The following is a 22,185-nucleotide window of genomic DNA, read 5'->3' as shown; positions in this document are numbered from 1 at the left end:
AACTTAACTCTCATTTTATAAATCCCTTTGAACCAAGCCTACGAAGGAAAAATACGCAAAAGAAAGGAATAAAAGAATACCAGATTAAAGGACGCGCCATTAGGGCAGATTCAGCACGTGCATAGAAAAGGAAAGAAGAAGTAAAACTAGCTACCATTGCCATTTTCGCGGGGTCCCGTGAGCGGTCGGCCCAGAGGACTAATTTAGCAAAGAAAAAACCTAATACACCAAGGGCAATTGGGGCTCCAAACAAACCAAAATTAAGATAAGCTTCCGCGATAAAAGAATATCCTAAACCACCTCCACGGGCTGCAAAATCAGGCCTAACAGCCCATGTTAGCCACCTCCCTGGAACACCACGAGCTATGGTAGGATGAAGTTTCCAAAACAGGTTAGGAACCAGGGTAAGAAGAGCATACAAATACTCAGATCCCCATTGAAATTCTCGGAATCTTGGTACTAATTCGATCGTGTATGCGATCGTATTCATCGAACCACCCATCTCCAACAACACCGCGACCAAAGGATTATTAATGGAGGTGAAAGTATTTAACAAAGTATCAACAGATAAACGGTCTTCACCTCTTGAATCTCTACTAGCTCCCACTAAAGGAAAAACAATCAACAGCATAAATGCACCCACACTCCCTAAAAAAACTTTAGAAATGGGGCGAATTAATTGATGCCATAACCAAGCAAAACTAAGTAATGGCATGACTGCGACATTTCTTTGACCTAAGAAAAAATAGATTATGGCGTAGAGTAAGATTAATATACTGGCTAAATATTTTTCCTTGACATTGTTTCCACTTCCAGCCAATAAAAACATAGCCGATGGAACCAGAAACCCTGCTAAAATCGCCGGAGCCGTATCAAAACTGGTAGCCTCATTTTGCTGGTAAAGGGCAAAATAGCCGCCAGAAAGAACGATCCTCAGCGAATTTTGTAGAATCAAGAGAGAAGGTAAAAAAGAGATTGAAAAAAAGAGCCAACCGACTTGACTGATTTCTTTGTCTTTTCTGGGATTATTAGCCGCTTTTTGTTGAGGATTAACTTGGATGGGGGCGACACTGATTTGAAAGGCACTCATTAAAGCCCCCAAATGAAAAAGGGCTAACCCTATCACTACAAGAAATATGGTTAGTAATATGGTTTCCGAGGAAAATTCTCCCTGTAAAATGCCTGTTTCATTGAGATTAAAAACTTCAAGAATTACTTGTCCACCATTAAATAATAATGCCGATATGAAAAAGAGAATGTAAGGACTGAATAAACTTTGGGTTACTATATACCATGACCAAAACACCCAAACTGTCAGTCCAAGAAGAAAACAGGAGCATGGATAAATGAGAGTATCTGCTTGTAAGGAGGATTCCTGATAGAATGAGGAAGATACAATAAGAAATATAATGACACAAGAGTGAGCAACAATTGCCAATAGACAGGTGGGATCGGGGTTGACTCTATTTGTGTTATTGAGGGTCATAGATTTTGGTGAATTCTTGGACACTATAGGCAATATTAAAAGAACTATTTTTCATACTTTTGAGGCTTTCGGCTTGGGGATAGAGGAACTTAAGAGAAGGACTTTCTAAAACAGCTTTCGCCCACTCAGATGCGCCTTGAGAAAGACTGAGACGTTTGATCAGGGGTTTGACTCGATCTAGTTCCTCAGTAATAACATCCGATAAAATCAAAGGAAGTCCCGCGGCTTGTGCTTCCATACCAACTACAGGTAATCCTTCATGGAAGGATGGCAAGAGAAAGACATCCATCACACTTTGCATTAATTGGGGAACATCCGATCGCAATCCCGCCAAAATTACATAAGGAGTTAACCCCATTTGTTTAATTATATCCTCAATTACAGGCCGCAGAGAACCATCTCCTATTAACAACAAACGAGTAAGGGGTTCTTTTTGAATAACCGCTGCCGCAATTTCTAATAAAAATAAATGATTTTTTTGTTCTTCAAAACGACCAACATGACCTAGAACAAACGCGTCTTTTGGAATTCCTAACTCCTGACGCAATGCCAGTCCATCCACGGGGGTTTGAAAAGGAGTTAAATCAACCCCACAATAAAGCACTCGCCACCGGGGGTCTTTTGACCAATCTTGACCAAAAAGTGATGCCCCGGCAAAACCACTCGCCGCTAAACCTGTTGTAGCATAACGTGAAATAGCTCCTTTCATTAAATTCAGATATATTCGTCGTAAAAAATTCACATGAGCATCTACCTCGGAAGTATCGTTATGACTATGCGCGATGCGGATCGGTACTCCCACCTGCTTTGCCAACCAAAGAACGTAACCGCTGAAGTGGTGAACGTGACTGTGAACAACATCATAGGGCCCGTATTCGCGTAAAATTCGTTTAAAGTTGCGATCGTACAGCCAAGGTTTTGCAGGACTGAGACAGGGGATAATCTTGCTACCAAGAGCACGAGCTTCATCATCGTAAGGACAGGGTTTCTCAGTGTGAACCACAAAGTCCATATGGAAGCGATCGCGATCGATATTTCGCAAAACGTGCATCAGCCAAGTTTCTATGCCGCCCCGATTCATGCCGCCGACGACATGAAGAATACGGATGGGAGGCTGCTTAGTCGATATTTGATTTTGTTCCTTGATATCTGTCGAGTCTGTATAGTGCATAAGCAATGACTGCCAAACTAAAAACTGCTTGAACGATCGCCCCAACGATCAGCGCGATCGCCGCCCCTCGGACTCCCTGTGCTGGAATTAACCAGAAACAAGCGATCGCAGAACTCCCCGTTACCAAAACAAACAAAGGCATTTGCACCCGAAAGTATCTAGCTGCCGTTATCCCATAACCCAAAAAGGCAGAAACGTACCAAATACCCGCAGCCACCATCAGCCATAGGAACAAATCTGCTCTATCGGCATATTCCGGTTTATAAAGTAAAGTTAAGATTGGTTTGCCGGCAACAGCGGCGACAAAAACGCCTCCCGCACCTAACATCAAGCCAACCCCCACCAGCTTGAGCAAAAGTGTGCGAAAAGCAATGCTATTTCCCGCTGCATAATATTTTGCTAGTCGCGGACTTGCAGACTCCGCTAGCGCACTCACTACCATCTGTCCAACCACCATCAGGTAAGACATGGCAGCGAAAATGCCCAGTTCCCGTTCGCCCAAATATCGCTCGATAAAGTATCGAGGAATATTAGTATTCAGCGAAATCAACATCATCACAAAACCCAGAGGTAAAGCAAGCCAAACTAACTTGCCCAAAATTTTTCCATCCCAGCGGGGATACAAGGGATTTTGGCTGGTTGCAGTTTCAGCATCGGCAACTAATAAATCTTCTCTCTCTCTCCCATGCAAGGAATTCTTTAAAATTAATCTACCATTGCGAAGATCCCAGCCGAATAGGACTAAACCCCAGGCAACTGCTAATCCGATCGCTCCCCCTACAACACTCCCAGTCAGGGAAACTCCGATGCCTAAAAGTAACAGCGATAAAGGGCCTTTAATCATTAGGGCGATCGCTATTCGATCCATCCGTTCGTGTTGTTGAATCAGTCCGTAAAACACGTCGCTGATCGACTCGAAGGCCTTGGCTAAGGCGATCGCCAAAATCACCAACGAAGTCTCCCAGCGATATCCAGCTTTGAGCGTAATTCCCGCAATTATCAAAAGTGCTAACCCAGTTCCAATTAACCTCAGACCCAGATAATCACTGAAAACATAGTCCCCTTTTGCATCCGTCGCTTGGATACCTCGCAGTTGCAGATTAGTAAACATGATAACAGGCGCTGTCACCGCCAGACCCAAGGTAAATTGACCCACCATTTCAGGACTGCCTAATTTAGCAAGCACCACCAACATCCCCCACTGGGAAGCCGCATAAATGAGGTTTCCCGTGAAAGTCCAGGAAAAATTTCGGCGTAGTGTTAGTGGTTTCAACTGTTGCATTAGTAGCTAATTGCCTGCTTGCTAGTCGGTCAATTCAAAATCGTATTTTTGAAATCTAAAAAAAATTAACAAATTTCCCATTAACTATGAACAGCCATAGCCCCAATCAATTTCCCTACCGCCACGCATTCTACAGGCTTCGAGAAAAAGTATCCCTGTCCGTAGACGCATTTCAGAGCTTTGAGTTCAGCTATTTGCCATCTAGTTTCTACTCCTGTGGCAATCATGCCCATACCTAACTCTTGAGTTATGGCAATAATTTTCCGAAGAATTTCTAAGTTCGGGTTGCTAGCATCTAGCCCGCTGACTAAAGAACAATCTAGCTTCAAACTGTCGAATTTCCCATACTTAAGTCGCGTCAATTGGTAGAGCTGAGTTAATGATACATCACTAAGACCACAGTGGTCGATTTGTACTTGCACTCCTAAATTTTTAATTTGGACAAACACAGACCCAGCTAACTCACAATTATCCGTCACAACATCTTCAGGAATTTCTAACCTCAAACTAGAAGCATCAAGATTTGTTTCCTTCAATATTTTGGTAATCCTCTCGATTAAGTCGGCGTGGAACAACTGTTTGCTAGTCAAATTCACGCTGACTGTTAAAGGAGAGTTAAGACGAAATTGCGACTGCCAAATCCGCATCTGGCTGCAAGCTTGCCGCAGCACCCACTCGCCAATAGGAACAATTAAGCCCGTTTCTTCTGCGGCTGGTAGGAATTCGTCAGGCCAAAGCAAACCTCGAGTCGGGTGCTGCCAGCGCAACAGCGCTTCAAAAGCACTTATCTGATTAGTTTCCAGGCAGACGATCGGCTGATAGTGAATCCGAAACTCCTCATTTGCAAGAGCCACCCCCAAATCATTCTCTAGCTGAACAGATGCTGGACTACTAATCTTTACCTGATCGGTTTTTTCTTTGGCTGTATTTGCGTGCAAATTGGCTGTTAAATATCCTGGGATGTACTCAGGCACTAACTGCTGTAGCATTAAGACAATTAAATTCGCATCATTACGATCGCCTGCTTGACAAAGGGCTTCTACTTCCTGGTCAATATTTTCTTTCACCAGGCGGCTGGCATTGCCAAGACTCCGAATTTTTTCATGTTTAGTGCGGTTGTATTTCTCACCAGGAATAAACAGTTCTTCAAACAATTTTTCTCCAGGTCGCAGCCCTGTAAACGCGATTTCTATGTCTTTACCTACTTCATATCCTGAGAGCCGAATCAAATCCTTGGCTAAATCAAAAATTCTGATGGGTTCCCCCATCTCAAGCATGAATACTTCCCCACCACTGCCGATGATTGCTGCCTGTAAAACCAGTTGAACCGCTTCGGGAATTGTCATGAAATAGCGAGAGATGTCTGGATGGGTAATTGTGATCGGCCCGCCCTCAGCAATTTGTCGCTGGAAAGTGGGTACGACGCTACCGCGGCTGCCAAGAACATTACCAAAACGAACCACTACAAAGGGGTTTTTGCTTTTTTTTGCTGCTTGCAGCACCAGCATTTCGGCAACTCTTTTGCTAGCTCCCATAATGCTAGTTGGATTCACCGCTTTGTCGGTGGAAATCATCACAAAGTGTTCCACATTGTATTTCAATGCCATATCCAGCAGATTTTTCGTCCCCCGCACGTTGTTAGTAATAGCTTCCGGCGGGTTTAATTCCATCATGGGTACGTGTTTGTGAGCAGCCGCATGAAAAATCATGTCTGGTTTCGTTGTGAGAAAAACGTACTCTAAGCGATCGATCAAACGAAGGTCGGCGATGCAAGCTGTAACGCGAGTAATATCTGTTTGGGTTGGGCTGGTCTTTTTGAGTTCTGACAGGACTTTTGTTAGTTCTTGTTGAATGTTGAATACAGAATTTTCTCCGTGTCCGACGATGATGATTTCCGCAGGAGCGGACTTTAATATTTGCCGACAAAGTTCGCTGCCGATGGAGCCGCCCGCACCAGTAATGAGAACTTTCTTGCCTCCAATCAATCCCAAGACTTTCTGGGTATCGGTTTGGATGGGGGCGCGGCGGAGCAAGTCCTCAATCTGTACTTTTCTGAGGCTACCTAAACTGACGCGACCGTTGATGATTTCATTGAGGCCGGGGAGGGTGCTGGTTGGAGTTCCAATTGACTGGCAAATTTCTACGATTTCCCTAATCTCTTTTCCTGGAGCTGAGGGGATGGCAATCATGACTTTGCCGATATTGAGCGATTGCACTACTTCGGGAATGTTATAACGATTGCCAACTACAGTCAGTCCGCGAATCTGCTTGCTGATTTTTTTGGGGTCGTCGTCAACGAAAGCGATTGGATCGAGTCCTACCTCCGGGCTCCTCTGCATCGTTTGCATCAGAGATGTGCCTGCACTGCCCGCACCGACTATCAGGACGCGATCGCGTTGCTGAACTTTCCACGGTTTTTGGTTCCATCTTTCGAGGGCTGGAATGCTGAAACGAATGGCCGCAACTAACAAAAAGCCGATCATAGCGTCTAGTAGCGGCAGCGATCGTGGCAGATTTGCGATCGGCGAATTATTTAAGTGGTAGAATTGTTGGAACAAGATAATTTGCACTGCTAGGGATATACCTATCAGCATCGCTATTTGTGCCATTTCTTCCAGACCCGCATACTGCCAGTAACGCTTGTAGAAGCCCCCGGCATAAAATACTGCTAATTTGACTGCTACAAATAATACTGTAACTACCGCTAGACTGTTTAGGTAGCGAGGCAGACTCAAGGTATCATCTAAACGAATTTCCCAGGCCAAGAAGGGTGCGATAGCCCAACAAATTGCATCGATTATTAAAAAATGACGAGTTCTTAATCCCACCAAAACTTTGCTGAGTTTTTTTATGTTCTTATTCATGCTAGTTATTATACAACAACTTTACCCCAACTAGAGATAGTACCTAAGGCTGAGCTATTTTTTCTACCACCCGGCCCGCTGAAATGAATCAGCCTTTTAATCTGGTCTCACTCAATTTATTTCATTAAGGCGATTACCAAGAATATGTCCAGTCTCCTAATTTTTTTTGGAGTTTTTGAGATTATTTTTTTATCTTAGTTTCTGCGTTTATCTTATCCTATTATGGGTGCATCCCTCGTAAATTTATTTATAATTATTTACTTGTTTTTAATAAAAATATATAATTTGTCGTTATGGGGAGCGCCCACCTATTTGTTCAAACCATGACAGTCCTTGACTTAAGTGATACAATGGATCTTCTCAATAATGAGTTTAAAAGCCTATGGTGTTACTGTTTACAAAAAATCATTTTTCGGGAGTAACAGATGGAATCAAATGAAACTGGTATCGGATTTCAGGAATACTGGCACATTCTCAAGCGCAGGTGGCTGCCCGCCTTAGCTGTGTTTGTGTCGGTTATGGCACTCGCCACCTACACGACGCTCAAGGAAAAGCCCATCTATGAAGCAGAAGGAAAGCTGTTATTTAAGAAAACAACTCCAGGCTCTGCTTTAACAGAATTGGGCAAAGAAATCGGACAGTTGACTCCGGCGGCAGAGCAAAGTAACCCTCTAACTACCGAGATAGAACTGATTCGTTCTGTCGAACTTATCGAAAAAACTATAAATATACTTCAGTTAAAAGACGAAAAAAATCACCCCCTGAAAACCAAAGATATTTTAAAAAAGCTGAGCGTAGCTACTATTCGGGGAGCTGATATCCTAACGGTTTCATACAAAGACAAAAACCCGAAAATAGCAGCCGATGTCGTAAAAAACCTGATGAAGTTTTATATAGATAACAATCAAAAAGTGAATCGCCTAGAAGCTGTGTCTGTTCGACAGTTTATTGAAAAAAAACTGCCTAAGTCAGACCAAGCTATGCGGAAAGCAGCGGCAGAATTGAGGAAATTTAAAGAAGATAATAAAGTTGTCAATCTTGAAGAAGAAGCTAAATCAGCAGTTGCAGTTATGGCAGGACTAGAAAGTCAAATTGACCAAGCTAAGTCTGATTTGCTCAACGCCCGTGCTAAGTCTAAAGCATTTGAAGACGAATTACAAATGAATCCCCAGCAAGCATTGACCGCCAGCAATCTCAGCCAATCTAGCACTGTGCAGGAAGCTCTCAAAGAATACAAACAAATAGAGCGGCAGTTAGCAATTGAGCAAAATATCTACGTGGATAATTCGCCTATAATAACTAGGTTAGAAACTAAAAAAGCTACCATAAAAGCTTTACTCGACCAACAAATACAACAAGTTTTAGGTGGCCAACAGCCGTTGCCCAACCAAAGTTTACAGATAGGAGACGTGAAACCCAAACTGATAGAAGAATTTATCAAGGTCGATGTAGAACGCCAGGGTTTGGCGGAGCGAGTTACTATTCTATCAAATTCTCTAGCTGCCTACAAGCAGCGGGTAAAAGTTTTGCCGAAGCTAGAGAAGGAAAAGCGGGAACTAGAAAGAAAACTTCAAGAAGCCGAAGCTGATTATGAAGAATTGCAAAAAAAACTCCAGCAAATTCGGATTACAGAAAATCAGCAAGTGGGGAATGCTCGGATTATCCAAAAGCCGAGCGTTCCCGAAGAACCAGTGGCTTCTCGCAAGTCTTTATTGCTGGTATCGGGCAGCTTGTTGGGAACTCTGCTGGCGGTAGCTGCGGCGCTGGTTTTAGAATCTCAAGATAAGTCCGTGAAAACTATTGAAGAGGCGAGGGAATTATTTGGGTTTACTTTGCTGGGGGTGATTCCTTTTCATAGAAAGCCTGAAAAAAATCCTCGTCGCAATTCCTGGCTACTTAAGTCTGCTTCGCAGGATTTAGAGCTATCTCCCCGACAGATTGTTGTTAGAGATAGTCCTCATACTTCGAGCAGTGCTGCTTACCGAATGCTTCAGGCAAATCTGAGGTTCCTGAGTTCTGATAAAGAGCTGAAAGTGATTGTTGTCAGTAGTTCGCTACCGCAAGAAGGCAAGTCTACTGTATCCGCTAATTTGGCTGTAGCTATAGCTCAATTAGGACGGAAGGTTTTGCTGGTAGATGCGGATATGCACTGTCCTGTTCAACATCGGATTTGGGAACTTCCCAATCAAGTAGGCTTGAGCAATGTCATAGTCGGACAAGCTGGGTTTGGGGATGCGATAGCCCAAGTCATGGATAATTTAGATGTGCTGACTTGCGGGGTGATTCCGCCTAATCCAATGGCTCTCTTGGATTCACAGCGGATCACTTTATTGATTAAGCAATTTTCGGCTACTTATGATGCAGTGATTATTGATGCTCCTTCTCTGAATGTTGCTGCTGATGCTCTGATTCTGGGGAATAAAGCAGATGGGATTTTATTGGTAGTGCGGCCTGGTGTTCTTAATTCTGGTACTGTGGCTTTTGCCAAGGAGCTATTGAAGAAATCAAGTCAGCACGTTCTGGGCTTAGTGGTGAATGGAGTAAGTCCTAAAAACGAACCGCACAGCCATTACTATTTTACCAATGAATCTTACACTCAAGAGCAGAGTCCTGGCATCAATAAAATAACGAATAACCAGTAATCAATAACAACAGTTAACAGTTAACTGTTGTTATTGATTATTGGCAGCCGCACTCCGAAAGTCGAGCCGAGTCCTTCCCCAGGACTTTCGGCCCAGACACTGCCGCCGTGGAGTTCCACGAGATGGCGGACGATCGCCAATCCCAGTCCCAGCCCGCCGTAATTGCGCGTAGAAGTGCTGTCAGCTTGGCGGAAGCGATCGAACACAAACGGCAAAAACTCCTTGCTGATGCCAATTCCCGTATCGCTGACAACGATCGAAACAGAGTGCGCCGGAGACGGCCCAGACAATATGGCGCCACCCGCTGCTCCCGGTTCCCCATCCTCCGAGAGCTTGATTTCCACGTGACCCGACGGCGGCGTAAACTTAATAGCATTCGAGAGCAAATTCCACACCACCTGCTGCAAACGAGTAGCATCGCCCCTCACCAAGCTCACCCCTTCGCCACAAAAACTCGCCAATTCAACTCCCCGAGCTTCAGCATCAGGGCTCAGCGCCTTCACCGCCGTTTCTACAATCCGTGCCAAATCCACCGGGCACAGCTTCAAACACACTTTGCCACTTACAATCCGGGAAACGTCCAGCAAATCCTCTATCATCTGAGTCTGCAACCGCGCGTTTCGCTCAATAGTCTCCAAACCCACAGCCGTTTTTTCCGGACTCATTTTGCGCTGGCGCAGCATCTGGGCCCAGCCCAAAATCGCGTTCAGAGGCGTCCGCAACTCGTGAGAAAGCGTTCCCAAAAACTCATCTTTAATCCGGTTAGCCTCCGCTGCTTCCCGGTAAAGCCGCGCATTGTCGATCGCCACCGCCGCATCCCGCGCCACATCCTCCAGCAAAACCAAATCGCTCTCCCCGCAGCGGCGGCCCGACTCCCCGCACAGCAACGAAATCGCTCCCAGCGTCCGCCCGCGAGCGATCAGCGGCACGCAGATTGCCGACAGCACCTGGGATTGGGAGCGCAGTACCAACTGCAGTTCCCTGTCCGGCACAATCGCCTCGATCACCCATTCCGGTATTTCTGGGTAGAGCTTCGACTCACCAGTCCGCAGCACCTTTGCTACTCCGTGCCGTCCCTGGGGGTCTAGTGGCATACGCCGATCGATTTGCCACAGCAGAGCGACTTTGCTCGGATCTGAGTGAGCAACTGCTTGCAAGCGGATCGAGCCGTCGGCATCGAGCAAATGCACACAGCACCAATCTCCCAGCCCAGGTACTGTTAAATCTGCCAAACCTTGCAGCGCCTTCTCGTAATCCAGGGAAGCCGACGACAGCAAAGCCAAAGCTTGAGCGCTAAAATAGGCTGTTTGGGCCAATCGCTGGCGATCGTCAATATCAGTACAAGTCCCGAACCATTTGAGGATTTTCCCCTCAGCGTCCCGCACGGGCAATGCCCTGCCCAGATGCCAGCGGTAAGCTCCGTCAGATGCCCGTTTAAAGCGGTATTCCACCTCGTAAGTCTTCCCTGTCTCCACCGAGGTCTTCCAGCTTTCTACAGCATCTTCCAGGTCATCTGGATGGAGGGCTAACTGCCACCCCCAGCCTTGAGTTTCCTCCAGGGTCAAGCCAGTATATTCAAACCAGCGCTGGTTGTAGTAGTCGAACCAGCCGTCGGCTCTGGCAGTCCAAACTATTTGCGGGATGGCTTCAGCGAGGACGCGGTACAACTGTTCGCTGGCTTCGGCTTGGCGACGGGCGGCCTGTTCCCGCACCAAGGCCCAATTCCGCTGTTCTTCGGCTTCTTTGCGAGCGGTGATGTCGCTAATCACGCCGATCCATTTGCAGGGATTACCTTGTTTGTCAAGCACTGCTTTGCCCCGATCGATCCAGTGGAGCAAGCCACCCCGCTGGCACTGAACACGGTATTCCTGAAAAAATGGGGCGGCCGAACTGTCTGGCGCACTCAAATACCGATCGACCGCAGCCAAAACTCGATCGCGGTCGATCGGGTGCAAGATACTGTTCCAAGCTGCTCTTGTCCTTGGAAATCCGCCTTTTGCGTACTCCAAATGTTCGTCTACGTGACCGAACCACAGCACGATGTCGGTCTCGATATCCCATTCATAAATCAAATCGCTGGCACTTTCTGCTGCAATCCGAAACCGCTCTTCAGACTGTCGCAGCACTTCCAGAAATTTAAAGCGTTCCGTCACGTCCAAAACCAGAGACAGCACCGATATCAACTGTCCAGAATCGCTGTAAAAAGCCGAATTGTACCACTCGCAGTGTACCAACGAACCGTACTTATTATAATTGCTGTTGCGAACTACATTGCAGCGATTTTCTGGTTTTTTTAAATTATAAATTGCCGATTCTACATCTTCCAAATCGCCCTTAGAAATAAAGTTCCATTCGCTAAAATGCTTGCCTAAAACTTCTATTTTTTCCCACCCAAAAATCTTCTGTGCCGCCGGCGACCACCCGCTGAGACGAAAGTTTTCATCCCACTCAATCACCGCTAGGGGCGTATTTTCAAAATGAGAAGTGAGTTTTTGCAGCGCCTCGCGCAGGGATGCTTCTACTTGCTTGCGCTTAGTAATATCGCCAAAAGAAATAGCAATGCCATCGCCCAATTTAACGGTCATAATCCGAAACCAGCCGACAATGCCTTCCCTGTTGTAATAAATCTCGGTATCGAGGGGAATTCCTGTTTCTAGAACTTCGACGTAACGGTGGAACAAACCGCTATCTTTATGGCCGGGCAGCACTTGCAGCAATCGCTTGCCGATTAATTCTTCAGGTGTATGTTGTTGAATTTTTGCCGCTGCGGGATTGACGTATTCCCATTCAAAATCCACAATTGTGGATTCGTCGCGAATGCTGCGGAACACGTTAAATCCGTCTAGGGATAATTCCTGAAAAACGCGGAAGCGTTCTTCACTTTCTTGCAACTTGTCTACAGCGTCAAGCAGGAGTTCCTCGACTCGCTCGCGCTGTGTTATTTCTGCGAGCAATCGCTGGTTAATTTGCTGGAGTTCGGTTGTGGGCAATGGGACGGAATTTGTAATAGCAGAGTCGGCTTGCGGTCGATCGACCTTTTCAGTTCCCAGCGGCGTATTTCCTGCAAAAGAGGCCGCTCCACCCATAGCCAAGAATTGAGAAATGCCGGGTATCAGGGACGCTAAAGCCCACAAAGAGATGATAGCGGTCAAGGCGGCGCTCAAACTTGACAGCCAGTAGCTGGGATGCACCAGCATCCAAACTTGCATCAAATGAGTTGTCCCACCGCAGAAAAACCAGGCTCCCAATAGGAGAAACCCCTTGCTCAAAGGCACGTCCCGCTGCTTCCGGGCATAGTATGTCAGAAGTGCTGGAATTGAATAATAAGCCAGGGCAATTAACACATCGCTGACCGCCTGCAGTCCCATCAACTGGGGTTGCCACTGGCAACAGCCATCTTGCGGAATAAAATTGTGGTTAAATGACATAATCTTAATAAATGGCAGCATTTCGGCTTTCCTGTGCGATCAATCCTAGTTGCACTTGTGTTGCTGACCCGCTAATTTCTAGTTTATACACAAAAAACATAAAACAAGAGTGACTTTAGTCCGGGAAGGAAAGTTCAGAGCAGGCTTTAACCTGGCTGCAATATTCGTACATTTATTGAGAGGTTTAGGGAGAGTGAGGTACTATAATTCCCAAGGAGGTACGAAATTTAAGGCTATCTTTTGAATTCACAACTTACGGAAAAACAGAGCAATTGAACTCCCTTGATGAAGATTACTAGAGTGACGTTCATGGAAACAGTTTAGCTAGAAGCTGGCAATATTCGATAAACTCATCTTTATTGAATCTATTTTTTGATAAGTTTGCCGATTCAGAAATCCCTTCAACATAAGAGAATCGACCTCTACTTGGAGGCTCAGAAATCCTGCCGGAGGAAATTGATGCTTGGAGCGAAGCATCCCCGCGTCTCGCACGGAATCAAAACTAATCTGTACCTGTATCAAAGTCTACTAAATTCTGCTACTAAATCGGTTAATGTCACAGATTATCTTCCAGTAAAATTTCTGAAACCATCTCGAATTAAACCTCCATGCGCTTAGAGCAGCTTCAAGCATTTCTTTCAGTTGCTGAAACTGGTAGCTTTCAGCAAGCGGCCCGGAAGTGTGGCGTTACCCAATCGACTATTAGCCGCCAAGTGCAGGGATTAGAAGCGGAAGTGGGTTTGTCGCTGTTTCACCGCACAGCCCACGCGAAACTGACTGTGGGAGGAGAATGCCTCCTACCTCACGCTCGCAAAATCTGTCAGACTTGGCAAAATGCTGCTGAAGAATTGGGAGACTTACGGGCGGGAAAGCAGCCGGAACTTTGCGTGGCTGCGATTCACTCGGTTTGCGCTGCTTATTTGCCGCCTGTGCTGCAAAAGTTTTGCCGCGACTATCCAGACGTGCAGTTGCGGGTGACTTCCCTCGGGAGCGATCGAGCTCTGAAAGTCCTCAAAGACGGTTTGGTGGACATAGCGGTGGTGATGAACAACCGCTATTTTACTCAAGCCCCGGAAATGTTGGTTGAGGTGCTCTACAATGAGCCGATCGAGGTGTTGATGGCGGCTGGTCATCCCTTGGCCCAGTACGATCGAGTACCTTGGCCGGAATTGATTTGTTACCCGCAAGTGGTGTTTAAGGACGGGTACGGAATGCAGCGGATGGTGCAAGAACAATTTGGACGCATCGGTGCTAAACTTCATGCTGTTTTGGAGCTCAACACTCTTGATGCTTTTCGGGGTGTGGTGCGACAGGGAGAATTGATTGCTTTGCTGCCGCATTCAGCTTTGGTGGACGCGAAGGGCGATCGCACTTTAGCAATTCGGTCGATCGCCCAAGATCGGTCAACTTCCAAGGTTTCCGCGATCGGTCAATTGGCAGCAGATCCGACTTGGACTCGCGAAGTCGTGTTGGTGACAACTCACGATCGAATGCAAATTCCGCCGATCGCCCATTTCTGGAATCTGGTACGCGAATTTGTGCCGCCATTGGATGTAATCAAGCTAGAAAAATCAGGGAGTTAATTCGATAATTTTGAATTGAATTTTGGGAATTTTAAATTTAAACGGATTCAAATATTACCAATTACTAACTACCAATTACTAACTCCCAACTACCAATTACCAATTACCAACTTCAAAAGTTATGAGTGACGCATTTAGAGAATTGCTGCGAAAAATTGGCAGCGGAATACACACAGGAGAAAACTTAACTCGTTCCGAAGCAGCAGCAGCCACGCGGATGATGCTGCTGCAAGAAGCAACACCGGCTCAAATCGGAGCTTTTATGATTTCCCACCGCATTAAACGGCCCACCGGCGAAGAATTAGCGGGAATGCTCGATGCTTATGAAGAATTGGGGCCTATGCTTGCCCCCCCAAACCGAGAAAAAGGGTTTTCCGTCTCTACCGTCGCCGTGTTTGGCGTTGCTTACGACGGGCGATCGCGCACGGCTCCCATTAGCCCTTTAACAGCCCTAATTTTAGCCTCCTCTGGCGTGCCAACCCTCATGCACGGGGGGGATACAATGCCAACCAAAGAAGGCATTCCCCTGATTGAAATTTGGCGTGGTTTGGGAGTTGACTGGAGAAAACTGAGTTTAAAAAAAGTCCAGCAAGTTTTTGACAGTACGGGTTTGGGTTTTGTTTACCTCCCCAAGCATTTTCCTCAAGCCGCCGCTTTAGTTCCCTATCGCCGCGAAATCGGCAAACGACCACCTTTTTCGACAATGGAGTTGATGTGGTGTCCCTATGCCGGCGACGTTAACGTCATCTCCGGCTACGTCCACCCGCCGACAGAAGGTATGTTTCAAAAAGCCTTTGAGTTGCGGGGAATCAAAAATTATACCACTGTCAAGGGATTGGAGGGAAGCTGCGATTTGCCGCGCGATCGTACTGCGATTATCGGCATTGCTAAGCCGGATGCCGAGTTCGAGCGAGTGCTTTTAGCCCACGGAGATTACGGTTTTAGCAGCACCAATCCTGCCTTTGAATCAGCCTCTGAGTTATTCAAACAAATGCAGGAAGTGTTGTTGGGAAAACCGTCGGAATTGATGCAGTCTGCTATCTGGAACGGCGGCTTTTATCTGTGGCGCAGCGGAGTTTGTTTAGATATGCACTCGGGTTTGATTCAGGCAGAAACTTTATTGAGTAGCGGTCAAGTCGTGCAAAAGCTTGAGGAAGTTAGCCAAGCCGTTAGTGTTTTTAGTTGAAAATGATTAATCAGGTTTTGTGTGCAGTGGGCATCTACATTGAGCAGGTTTTGTACACACCACCCTACATGGAGAAATTTTTCTTCCTTCTTCCTTCTTCCTTCTTCCCTCTTCCTTCTTCCCAATGACAAATCCTAAAATTGCTGTAATTGTGCTTGCAGGCGGCCAAAGTTCGCGGATGGGTAGGGATAAAGCTCTGCTGGAAATTGAGGGCAAATCCCTATTGCAGCGGGCGTTGGAAGTTGCCGAAGTTGTAACGCCAGCAGTTTATGTTCTGACTGCTTGGCCCGATCGCTATCGATCGACCTTAAGCGAAACATCCCAATTTCTGGTAGAGTACAATCCGGGCTCCGGGCCCTTGGTTGCATTGACTCAGGGATTGACAGAAGTAGCAGCCGAGTGGATTTTACTGTTAGCTTGCGATTTGCCTTTGTTGGATACCCAGATTATTCAAAATTGGGCAAGTCAGTTAACAGAATTTCCCTCATCAACTTTAGCAGTTGTGCCTTATCAAAATTCGCGCTGGGAGCCTTTGTGTGGCTTCTACCGCCAACAATCTCTGCCCAGTCTGCAAAGTTTTATTGACAAAGGGGGACGTTCCTTTCAAGTGTGGTTAAATCAAATCTCCGCAAGCCCTCTACCTGTAGGGCAACGAGAAGCAGTAATGTTATCGAATTGCAATACATTAGAAGAGTTTGAGCAATTAAAAGGTAAAATGGTTGACAGTTGACAGTTGACAGTTAACTGACTAATGACTAATGACTAATGACTAATGACTAATTACTAATGATTAACGCATATTGGTTGCTCGATCGCAATATAACTTTCCTCAATCACGGCTCTTTTGGGGCCTGCCCAATTCCCGTACTGGAAGCGCAAACCGCTTTTCGAGAACAACTGGAAAGAGAACCATTGCGTTTTTTACTGCGGGAATTTGAACCCTTGTTGGATAATGCAAGAAATCAGTTAGCAACATTTATCGGTGCGGCTGAGGATGACTTGGTGTTTGTGCCGAATGCGACGACGGGAGTAAATGCAGTTTTGCGATCGCTCTGTTTTGCTCCGGGCGACGAATTGCTAACTACAAATCAGGAATACAACGCTTGCCGCAACACACTTAATTTTGTAGCGGAACGTACGGGGGCTAAAGTAATAGTAGCCGAAGTGCCCTTTCCAATTGAGTCACCCGAGCAAATTATTGAAGCAATAATTAAGTGCGTTTCACCGCAAACAAAGTTAGCCTTATTAGACCACGTTGTCAGCCAAACAGGTTTAATATTTCCCATCAAACAATTAGTCGGCGAGTTAGCTAATCGTGGCGTCGATGTATTAGTAGACGGAGCTCATGCGCCGGGAATGGTAGCGCTGAATTTAGATGAAATTGGCGCGGCTTATTATACCGGAAATTGCCACAAATGGCTGTGCGCGCCGAAAGGTGCGGGCTTTCTGTACGTGCGGCGCGACAAGCAAGATGCCATTCGACCAACTACGATCAGTCACGGTGCTAATTCGCCCCGCGCTGATAAATCGCGCTTTCAATTAGAATTTGACTGGATGGGAACTGTCGATCCCAGTCCCTATTTGTGCGTGCCTATAGCTATTGATTTTCTGGGTTCTTTGTTAAGCGGCGGCTGGCCGGAATTGAGGGCAAAAAATCATGCTTTAGCATTGGCGGGCAGAAAAATATTGGCGGAGAAATTAGATTTGCCGCTGCCTTGTCCTGATGATATGGTGGGTTCAATGGCTGTTGTGCCACTGGCAGACTCTCAGTCTGATGTGGTTGCAAAGGGAGGAATTCCACCTTTGCAAGAGGCGCTGTGGGAGATTTTTAAAATAGAAGTTCCGGTGATTCCTTGGCCTGATTCTAGTAAGCAGTTGGTGAGGATTTCGGCTCAGTTGTACAATACTTTGCCACAGTATCAATATTTAGCTAAGGCGCTAGTTGAGCTGACTAGAATTTGAGCTGGAGCTTCCAGAAAAGAAACATCACACCCAGCTACAAACAGTTATATGTTTGTAGTTAGAGTGTCGGTTCTCATAGTTTGGATGAATACAGAGTAGTTGTCCTTACTATAAAGGTAGTAAAGGTTATAGAAATAGGCATAATAAGAGTAAAAATTCTGCAATGAATCATCTTGATTCCTATTTAATTTTGCTACTATTTACCTTAAATAAAAAGCTCAAAAAAAAACAGCTCTAAAACCCCATGACCCTAAATTTCGCCCATCCGCCCCAACCGCATAAAATTTGTAAATAACCCGCGAAAATTCCTAAGTTAAAACAGGGTTGTCAAAGCGGATAGCGCACAACTTCCGTGCAACAGAATATAATGTATCAACACTTGCATTTTTGCAGACAAAACAAAGGAAATGAAAAGAGGCGAATACCATGTCCAATGCCATGATGGTAATTTACCCCTATCGCGAACAGTACACCTGGGTTTTTGACGACGAGAGAGTCGGACTTGTCCGAGAACCTTTTGTTCAGGGCGTCCCCGAAATGATTAACGCGCTTGTCGCAGACATTCCCAATGCCGCTCAAGGTTTCCGACTTTTATTTTCAGCCAATCCATTTCCCGGATATCAAGCAGAAATGCTGTGGTTGAAAGCAGAGTACGGGGGTAACTGGTATCGGTGGGAATCGAAAAATCTCGAAGGCTGGCTGTGTCCGGCTATGCTCAAATACTTTCCAGAAGCACCGCCCAAGTTTTACTGCAAAGCTGAAAAACTGCAATAACCAACAGCAAGTCAATGAAAAACTTGTCAATTTTTAAAAGAGACTTTGTTACACCAGTCGATCAAACATCTCGAAAAAAGCCTAAATTCTTCCTGTATATAGTGGGGCTATTTTTCCTAGTCTTCACCGCTGCCATCTCGGCCACAATGGGGGCAATTACTGCCCTGTTAGCTCCCGTGGAACCTCCAATTATCAATAGAGTATTAGAGGCGACTGGCTTTGACTATCTATCCTCCAACCGCTCTGGATACCGACTGTCGCGGTCAGTTAATATCTTGATATTGGGAATTGACGGCGTGCCGGAAGCAGCAGCCAATTCCCCTAAGATTTTTGAGGGTCGCAGCGATACAATACTCTTATTTCACCTCGATCCTAGAGATAAATCTATTAGTTTACTTTCTGTTCCACGAGATACTAAAGTCGAAGTTCCCGGAATTAGCTTAAGCAAAATTAGCGAAGCCAATGCTACGGGAGGAGCAGCTTTGGCGACGCGATTGGTTAGCAGTATGCTGAACAATACGAGAATTGAACGATACGTGCGAGTCAGCAACAATGCGTTTCGGGAATTAGTCGATTTGTTGGGCGGAATTGAGGTATTTGTACCTCGCGCCATGTCCTATACAGATACCGCCCAAAAGTTAAAAATAAACTTAGCTCAGGGATGGCAAACTCTCAACGGAGAACAAGCAGAACAATTTGCTCGATTTCGCAACGATGGTTTAGGAGATATTGGTCGCATTCAGCGACAGCAATCTTTAATTCAAGCTATTCGGAACCGCCTAGCAAGTCCATCAGTATTGGTGCGATTGCCACAAATTGTTCGATTGATGCAAAAATATGTGGATACAAACCTCAATTATGAGGAAATATTAACGCTGGCTAATTTCGGTTTGCAATTGGAGCGAGATAATTTTAAAATGGTAATGTTGCCTGGACGTTCTAGTTCAGAACAAGGAGATTTGAGGAGTTATTGGATGGTAGATGCGATCGGGCTCGATCGCATTATGACACAATATTTCAACCAGAGCGTGCCGGATTTTGCACAAGGAAGATTTCGCAATCCAGCCGAGTCCGTTTTGCCCAAAAACCTCAAAATAGCCGTCCAAAATGCTTCTAGCAAACCGACCACCGCAAAAAACGTTGCTGACTTTCTCACAAAAAAGGGGTTTTTTAATGTATCTGTAGTGCAGGATTCGCCCGACAAGCAGCGTCAAAGTCAAATTATTGTTCAGCAAGGCGATTTAGAGGCAGCGAATCTACTGCAAAAAGAATTAGGAGGCGGTAAAATTGAAGCATCTTCTACGGGTGAAATCAATTCTGACTTGACGCTTCGCGTTGGGGAAGATTGGGTAAAACGATTTTAATTAGTCATGAGTCAATTACCATGAGTGCAATATCTGTGAAAGGTGTTTTCAGAATTTTCCTCAGCCTCATTTTAAGTTTAGTCTTGGCTTGTGGGTGGGTGCTGCTGAGTGCTACTCCGGCATTTGCCCTGCCGAAAACCAGTATTAATTACACAAATATTAATTTGTCCGATCGCGATTTTTCCAACTCGGATTTAGCGGGGGGAACATTTGTCGCTGCGGAAATGCGGGGAACAAATTTTCAAGGTGCTGATTTAACTAATGCGATTTTGACTAAGGGAGTTTTGTTGAATGCCAACTTGTCAGGTGCCAACCTCTCCGGTGCTTTGGCAGATAGAGTTACATTCGACGGCGCTAATTTGACAAATGCTAATTTTTCCGAGGCAATTATGACTCGAACTCGGTTTTTTGATGCTGCAATTTCCGGCGCTGATTTTACTGACGCGATTATCGACGCTTATCAAGTGAGTATCCTGTGCGAGAAAGCAGATGGTGTCAATCCAGTGACGGGAGTTTCTACCCGAGAAAGTTTGGGATGTCCGTAGGAATTCACACTTCAAGAAAATCCCTGGCTAATTATTTGATTAGATGCACCTGTAGCGAGATAAAATACACAAATTAAAGCCCCTCTCCTGCAAGGGGAGGGGTTTGAGGAAATTTCCTAGTATTGGCTCTATCGAGCGCGACAAATTCCTGTGCTGGCAGTACCAACTACCAAATCGGAATTCAACAGCAAATCTAAATCGGTGTCGGGATTAACAGCATACAAATCAACTTTATCTCGACCCAAAAACACGCCAATCAAAGTCCCGATTCCCGCACCGCCGAGCACCTCTTCAGTCGCGATCGCCCGATCGCCCGTAACACCTGCGATCGCCGCCGCTGCTGCTGCACCCAACGCCGTATTCTTAAGCAGATTACCAACATTAACGCCCTTAGTAACAGTTTCTTTCCTAGTAATCACTTGCGAAGTGGCATTGAGAGGCACTCTGCTGCCGTTGATGATACTTAATTCTTGAGCCACAAACTGAACCCCCGAAGCAGTCGATCGCAATTCGCCATTAATTTTCGAGCCTTCGGGTATTAGCACTTGACCATTATTACCCGTGATATCCGAAGCAACAGTCAGCGTAATCGGAGATTTGTCATTGGGGCCGAGCAAAATCTTGCCTTTTGCATACTCGACTGGAATAGTCGCCCCACTGGGAATTTTCACAGCAACAGACTCGTTAACATCAATCTTAGCAATGTAAGGAGAATTAATTGCTCTTGCTTGATTGCTACTCACTAATGTTTGATAGATAAAAGCAGCTACTTCAGCTCGCGTTGCTGACTTGTTCGGTTTGAGAGATTTAGGATTGGGATAGCTGACAACCAACTGTTTTTCAGTAGCAGCAGCAACGCTTTTGACAGCATAACTTTGAATCTCACCCGCATCATTATAGTAGCTGAGAACATCTTGAAAATCGCACCTAGGCTCATAGCCCATTCCGTTATTTAAAGCGACTACAACTTGAACGCGAGGAATCTGCTGTGTCGGCCTGAAAACATTGCCGGGATAGCCAGACATCCATCCCATTTCGTAAGCTTCGGCGATCGCCCCGCTTGCCCAAAAATTAGACGGAACATCGGCAAACCTTACAGCATCGCGGGTTTTTGCCTTTTTCACAGAACGCACCATTGCCGCAAATTCAGCCCGCGTTACGGGTGCATCCGGGCGGAAAGTGCGATCGGGAAATCCTTTGATAATGCCTCTTTCTGACAAATCTTGAATAAAGTCTTTTGCCCAGTAGTTATTATTAACATCCGAAAAAGCTGTCTGAGCAAAAGAAGGCGCGGGAGCTAGCATCGGTGCTGCGGTTCCGGCAACTGTTCCCAGTGTTAATAAAACAGATGTACCGGATTTGATGCGATGTAATACAGACATTTTTTGATTCTCCAATTTACACATTTTTTTTATTGAGGAGAACTAAGCTTTTGATAGGCTAATTGATTCCTGCCCAACTTGCTCTTTCCCTCACTTATGTAATCATTATTGAAGAATTTTAGTTATTTGGCGGGGAAGATACGGTTTTTTAAAATAAAATTTTTAATGCTTGTTTTGGACTTTTAAAAGGCTTAAATTCCTTAAAATCCTTATGTTGCTTATCTCCCTTATCTACCTTGTCTCTGCAATTAACACGATTTAGGGACAAAGCCGTTTGATATTAGTTAACTATATTAACTAAAAGTGAATATAATTGACTCGATCGAGAAATACCTGTTTGTTGCTTATGAGTAGCCTGACGTTTGCCTCTGCCCATCAGCTAGCGCGAATGATTCGCGATCGCGAAGTCTCTGCCGTCGAAGTTCTCGACGCATACCTTATACCATTTTTTTAAAGATGTGATAGAGATAAAGAATGTAAAATCCAAGACCATCCAGTGAGAAAACCAATGACGCG

The 22,185-nt window shown here is 45.5% G+C and carries 14 protein-coding genes; 8 read left to right on the top strand and 6 right to left on the bottom strand.

Annotated features, from left to right (window positions below; genetic code table 11):
* Nucleotides 1–10 precede the first annotated feature (10 nt).
* The 4 genes from QT996_RS18670 to QT996_RS18655 form a co-directional block, all read right to left on the bottom strand.
* Nucleotides 11–1,486, bottom strand: coding sequence for an O-antigen polysaccharide polymerase Wzy family protein (locus QT996_RS18670; RefSeq protein ID WP_333048250.1), 1,476 nt, complete (start codon nt 1,484–1,486; stop codon nt 11–13).
* Nucleotides 1,473–2,657, bottom strand: a complete 1,185-nt coding sequence (locus QT996_RS18665; RefSeq protein ID WP_333048248.1) for a glycosyltransferase family 1 protein — start codon at nt 2,655–2,657, stop codon at nt 1,473–1,475. The genes QT996_RS18670 and QT996_RS18665 overlap by 14 nt, the downstream gene beginning before the upstream one ends.
* Nucleotides 2,605–3,939 (bottom strand): oligosaccharide flippase family protein, encoded by a 1,335-nt coding sequence (locus QT996_RS18660; RefSeq protein ID WP_333048247.1) that lies wholly within the window; start codon nt 3,937–3,939, stop codon nt 2,605–2,607. The genes QT996_RS18665 and QT996_RS18660 overlap by 53 nt, the downstream gene beginning before the upstream one ends.
* Before the next feature lie 80 nt (nt 3,940–4,019).
* A complete protein-coding gene (locus QT996_RS18655) occupies nt 4,020–6,803 on the bottom strand; it encodes a polysaccharide biosynthesis protein (RefSeq protein ID WP_333048246.1) in 2,784 nt (927 codons plus the stop codon).
* A 425-nt stretch (nt 6,804–7,228) separates the two neighbouring features.
* Between QT996_RS18655 and QT996_RS18650 the strand changes: the two genes are divergently transcribed.
* On the top strand, nt 7,229–9,445 hold the full coding sequence (locus tag QT996_RS18650; protein ID WP_333048244.1) for a polysaccharide biosynthesis tyrosine autokinase: 2,217 nt from the start codon (nt 7,229–7,231) through the stop codon (nt 9,443–9,445).
* 20 nt (nt 9,446–9,465) lie between these two features.
* On the opposite strand, the gene QT996_RS18645 is transcribed toward QT996_RS18650, so the two are convergent.
* Entirely contained in the window at nt 9,466–12,894 is a 3,429-nt protein-coding gene (locus QT996_RS18645) for a PAS domain S-box protein (RefSeq protein ID WP_333048243.1), read from the bottom strand.
* A 587-nt stretch (nt 12,895–13,481) separates the two neighbouring features.
* Here QT996_RS18645 and QT996_RS18640 point away from each other — a divergent pair.
* The 7 genes from QT996_RS18640 (at nt 13,482) to QT996_RS18610 (ending at nt 20,287) form a co-directional block, all read left to right on the top strand.
* Nucleotides 13,482–14,456, top strand: a complete 975-nt coding sequence (locus tag QT996_RS18640) for a LysR family transcriptional regulator (protein ID WP_333048242.1) — start codon at nt 13,482–13,484, stop codon at nt 14,454–14,456.
* A 121-nt stretch (nt 14,457–14,577) separates the two neighbouring features.
* The gene (locus QT996_RS18635) at nt 14,578–15,642 is read left to right on the top strand and encodes an anthranilate phosphoribosyltransferase family protein (RefSeq protein WP_333048241.1); all 1,065 of its coding nucleotides are present in this window, start codon (nt 14,578–14,580) and stop codon (nt 15,640–15,642) included.
* A 124-nt stretch (nt 15,643–15,766) separates the two neighbouring features.
* The gene (locus tag QT996_RS18630; protein WP_333048239.1) at nt 15,767–16,372 is read left to right on the top strand and encodes a molybdenum cofactor guanylyltransferase; all 606 of its coding nucleotides are present in this window, start codon (nt 15,767–15,769) and stop codon (nt 16,370–16,372) included.
* A gap of 56 nt (nt 16,373–16,428) precedes the next feature.
* On the top strand, nt 16,429–17,604 hold the full coding sequence (locus QT996_RS18625; RefSeq protein WP_333048238.1) for an aminotransferase class V-fold PLP-dependent enzyme: 1,176 nt from the start codon (nt 16,429–16,431) through the stop codon (nt 17,602–17,604).
* 426 nt (nt 17,605–18,030) lie between these two features.
* Entirely contained in the window at nt 18,031–18,378 is a 348-nt protein-coding gene (locus QT996_RS18620) for a DUF6717 family protein (protein ID WP_333048237.1), read from the top strand.
* Nucleotides 18,379–18,392: 14 nt separating this feature from the next.
* The gene (locus tag QT996_RS18615) at nt 18,393–19,742 is read left to right on the top strand and encodes an LCP family protein (RefSeq protein WP_333048236.1); all 1,350 of its coding nucleotides are present in this window, start codon (nt 18,393–18,395) and stop codon (nt 19,740–19,742) included.
* Nucleotides 19,743–19,762: 20 nt separating this feature from the next.
* The gene (locus tag QT996_RS18610; RefSeq protein WP_333048235.1) at nt 19,763–20,287 is read left to right on the top strand and encodes a pentapeptide repeat-containing protein; all 525 of its coding nucleotides are present in this window, start codon (nt 19,763–19,765) and stop codon (nt 20,285–20,287) included.
* 128 nt (nt 20,288–20,415) lie between these two features.
* Here QT996_RS18610 and QT996_RS18605 read toward each other — a convergent pair whose 3' ends face one another.
* Nucleotides 20,416–21,669, bottom strand: a complete 1,254-nt coding sequence (locus QT996_RS18605) for an S-layer homology domain-containing protein (RefSeq protein ID WP_333048233.1) — start codon at nt 21,667–21,669, stop codon at nt 20,416–20,418.
* Nucleotides 21,670–22,185 lie beyond the last annotated feature (516 nt).

It is taken from the genome of Microcoleus sp. S13C4 (assembly GCF_036700865.1).
Taxonomy (GTDB): domain Bacteria; phylum Cyanobacteriota; class Cyanobacteriia; order Cyanobacteriales; family Microcoleaceae; genus Microcoleus.
This window is presented reverse-complemented; position numbering and strand designations above follow the sequence as displayed.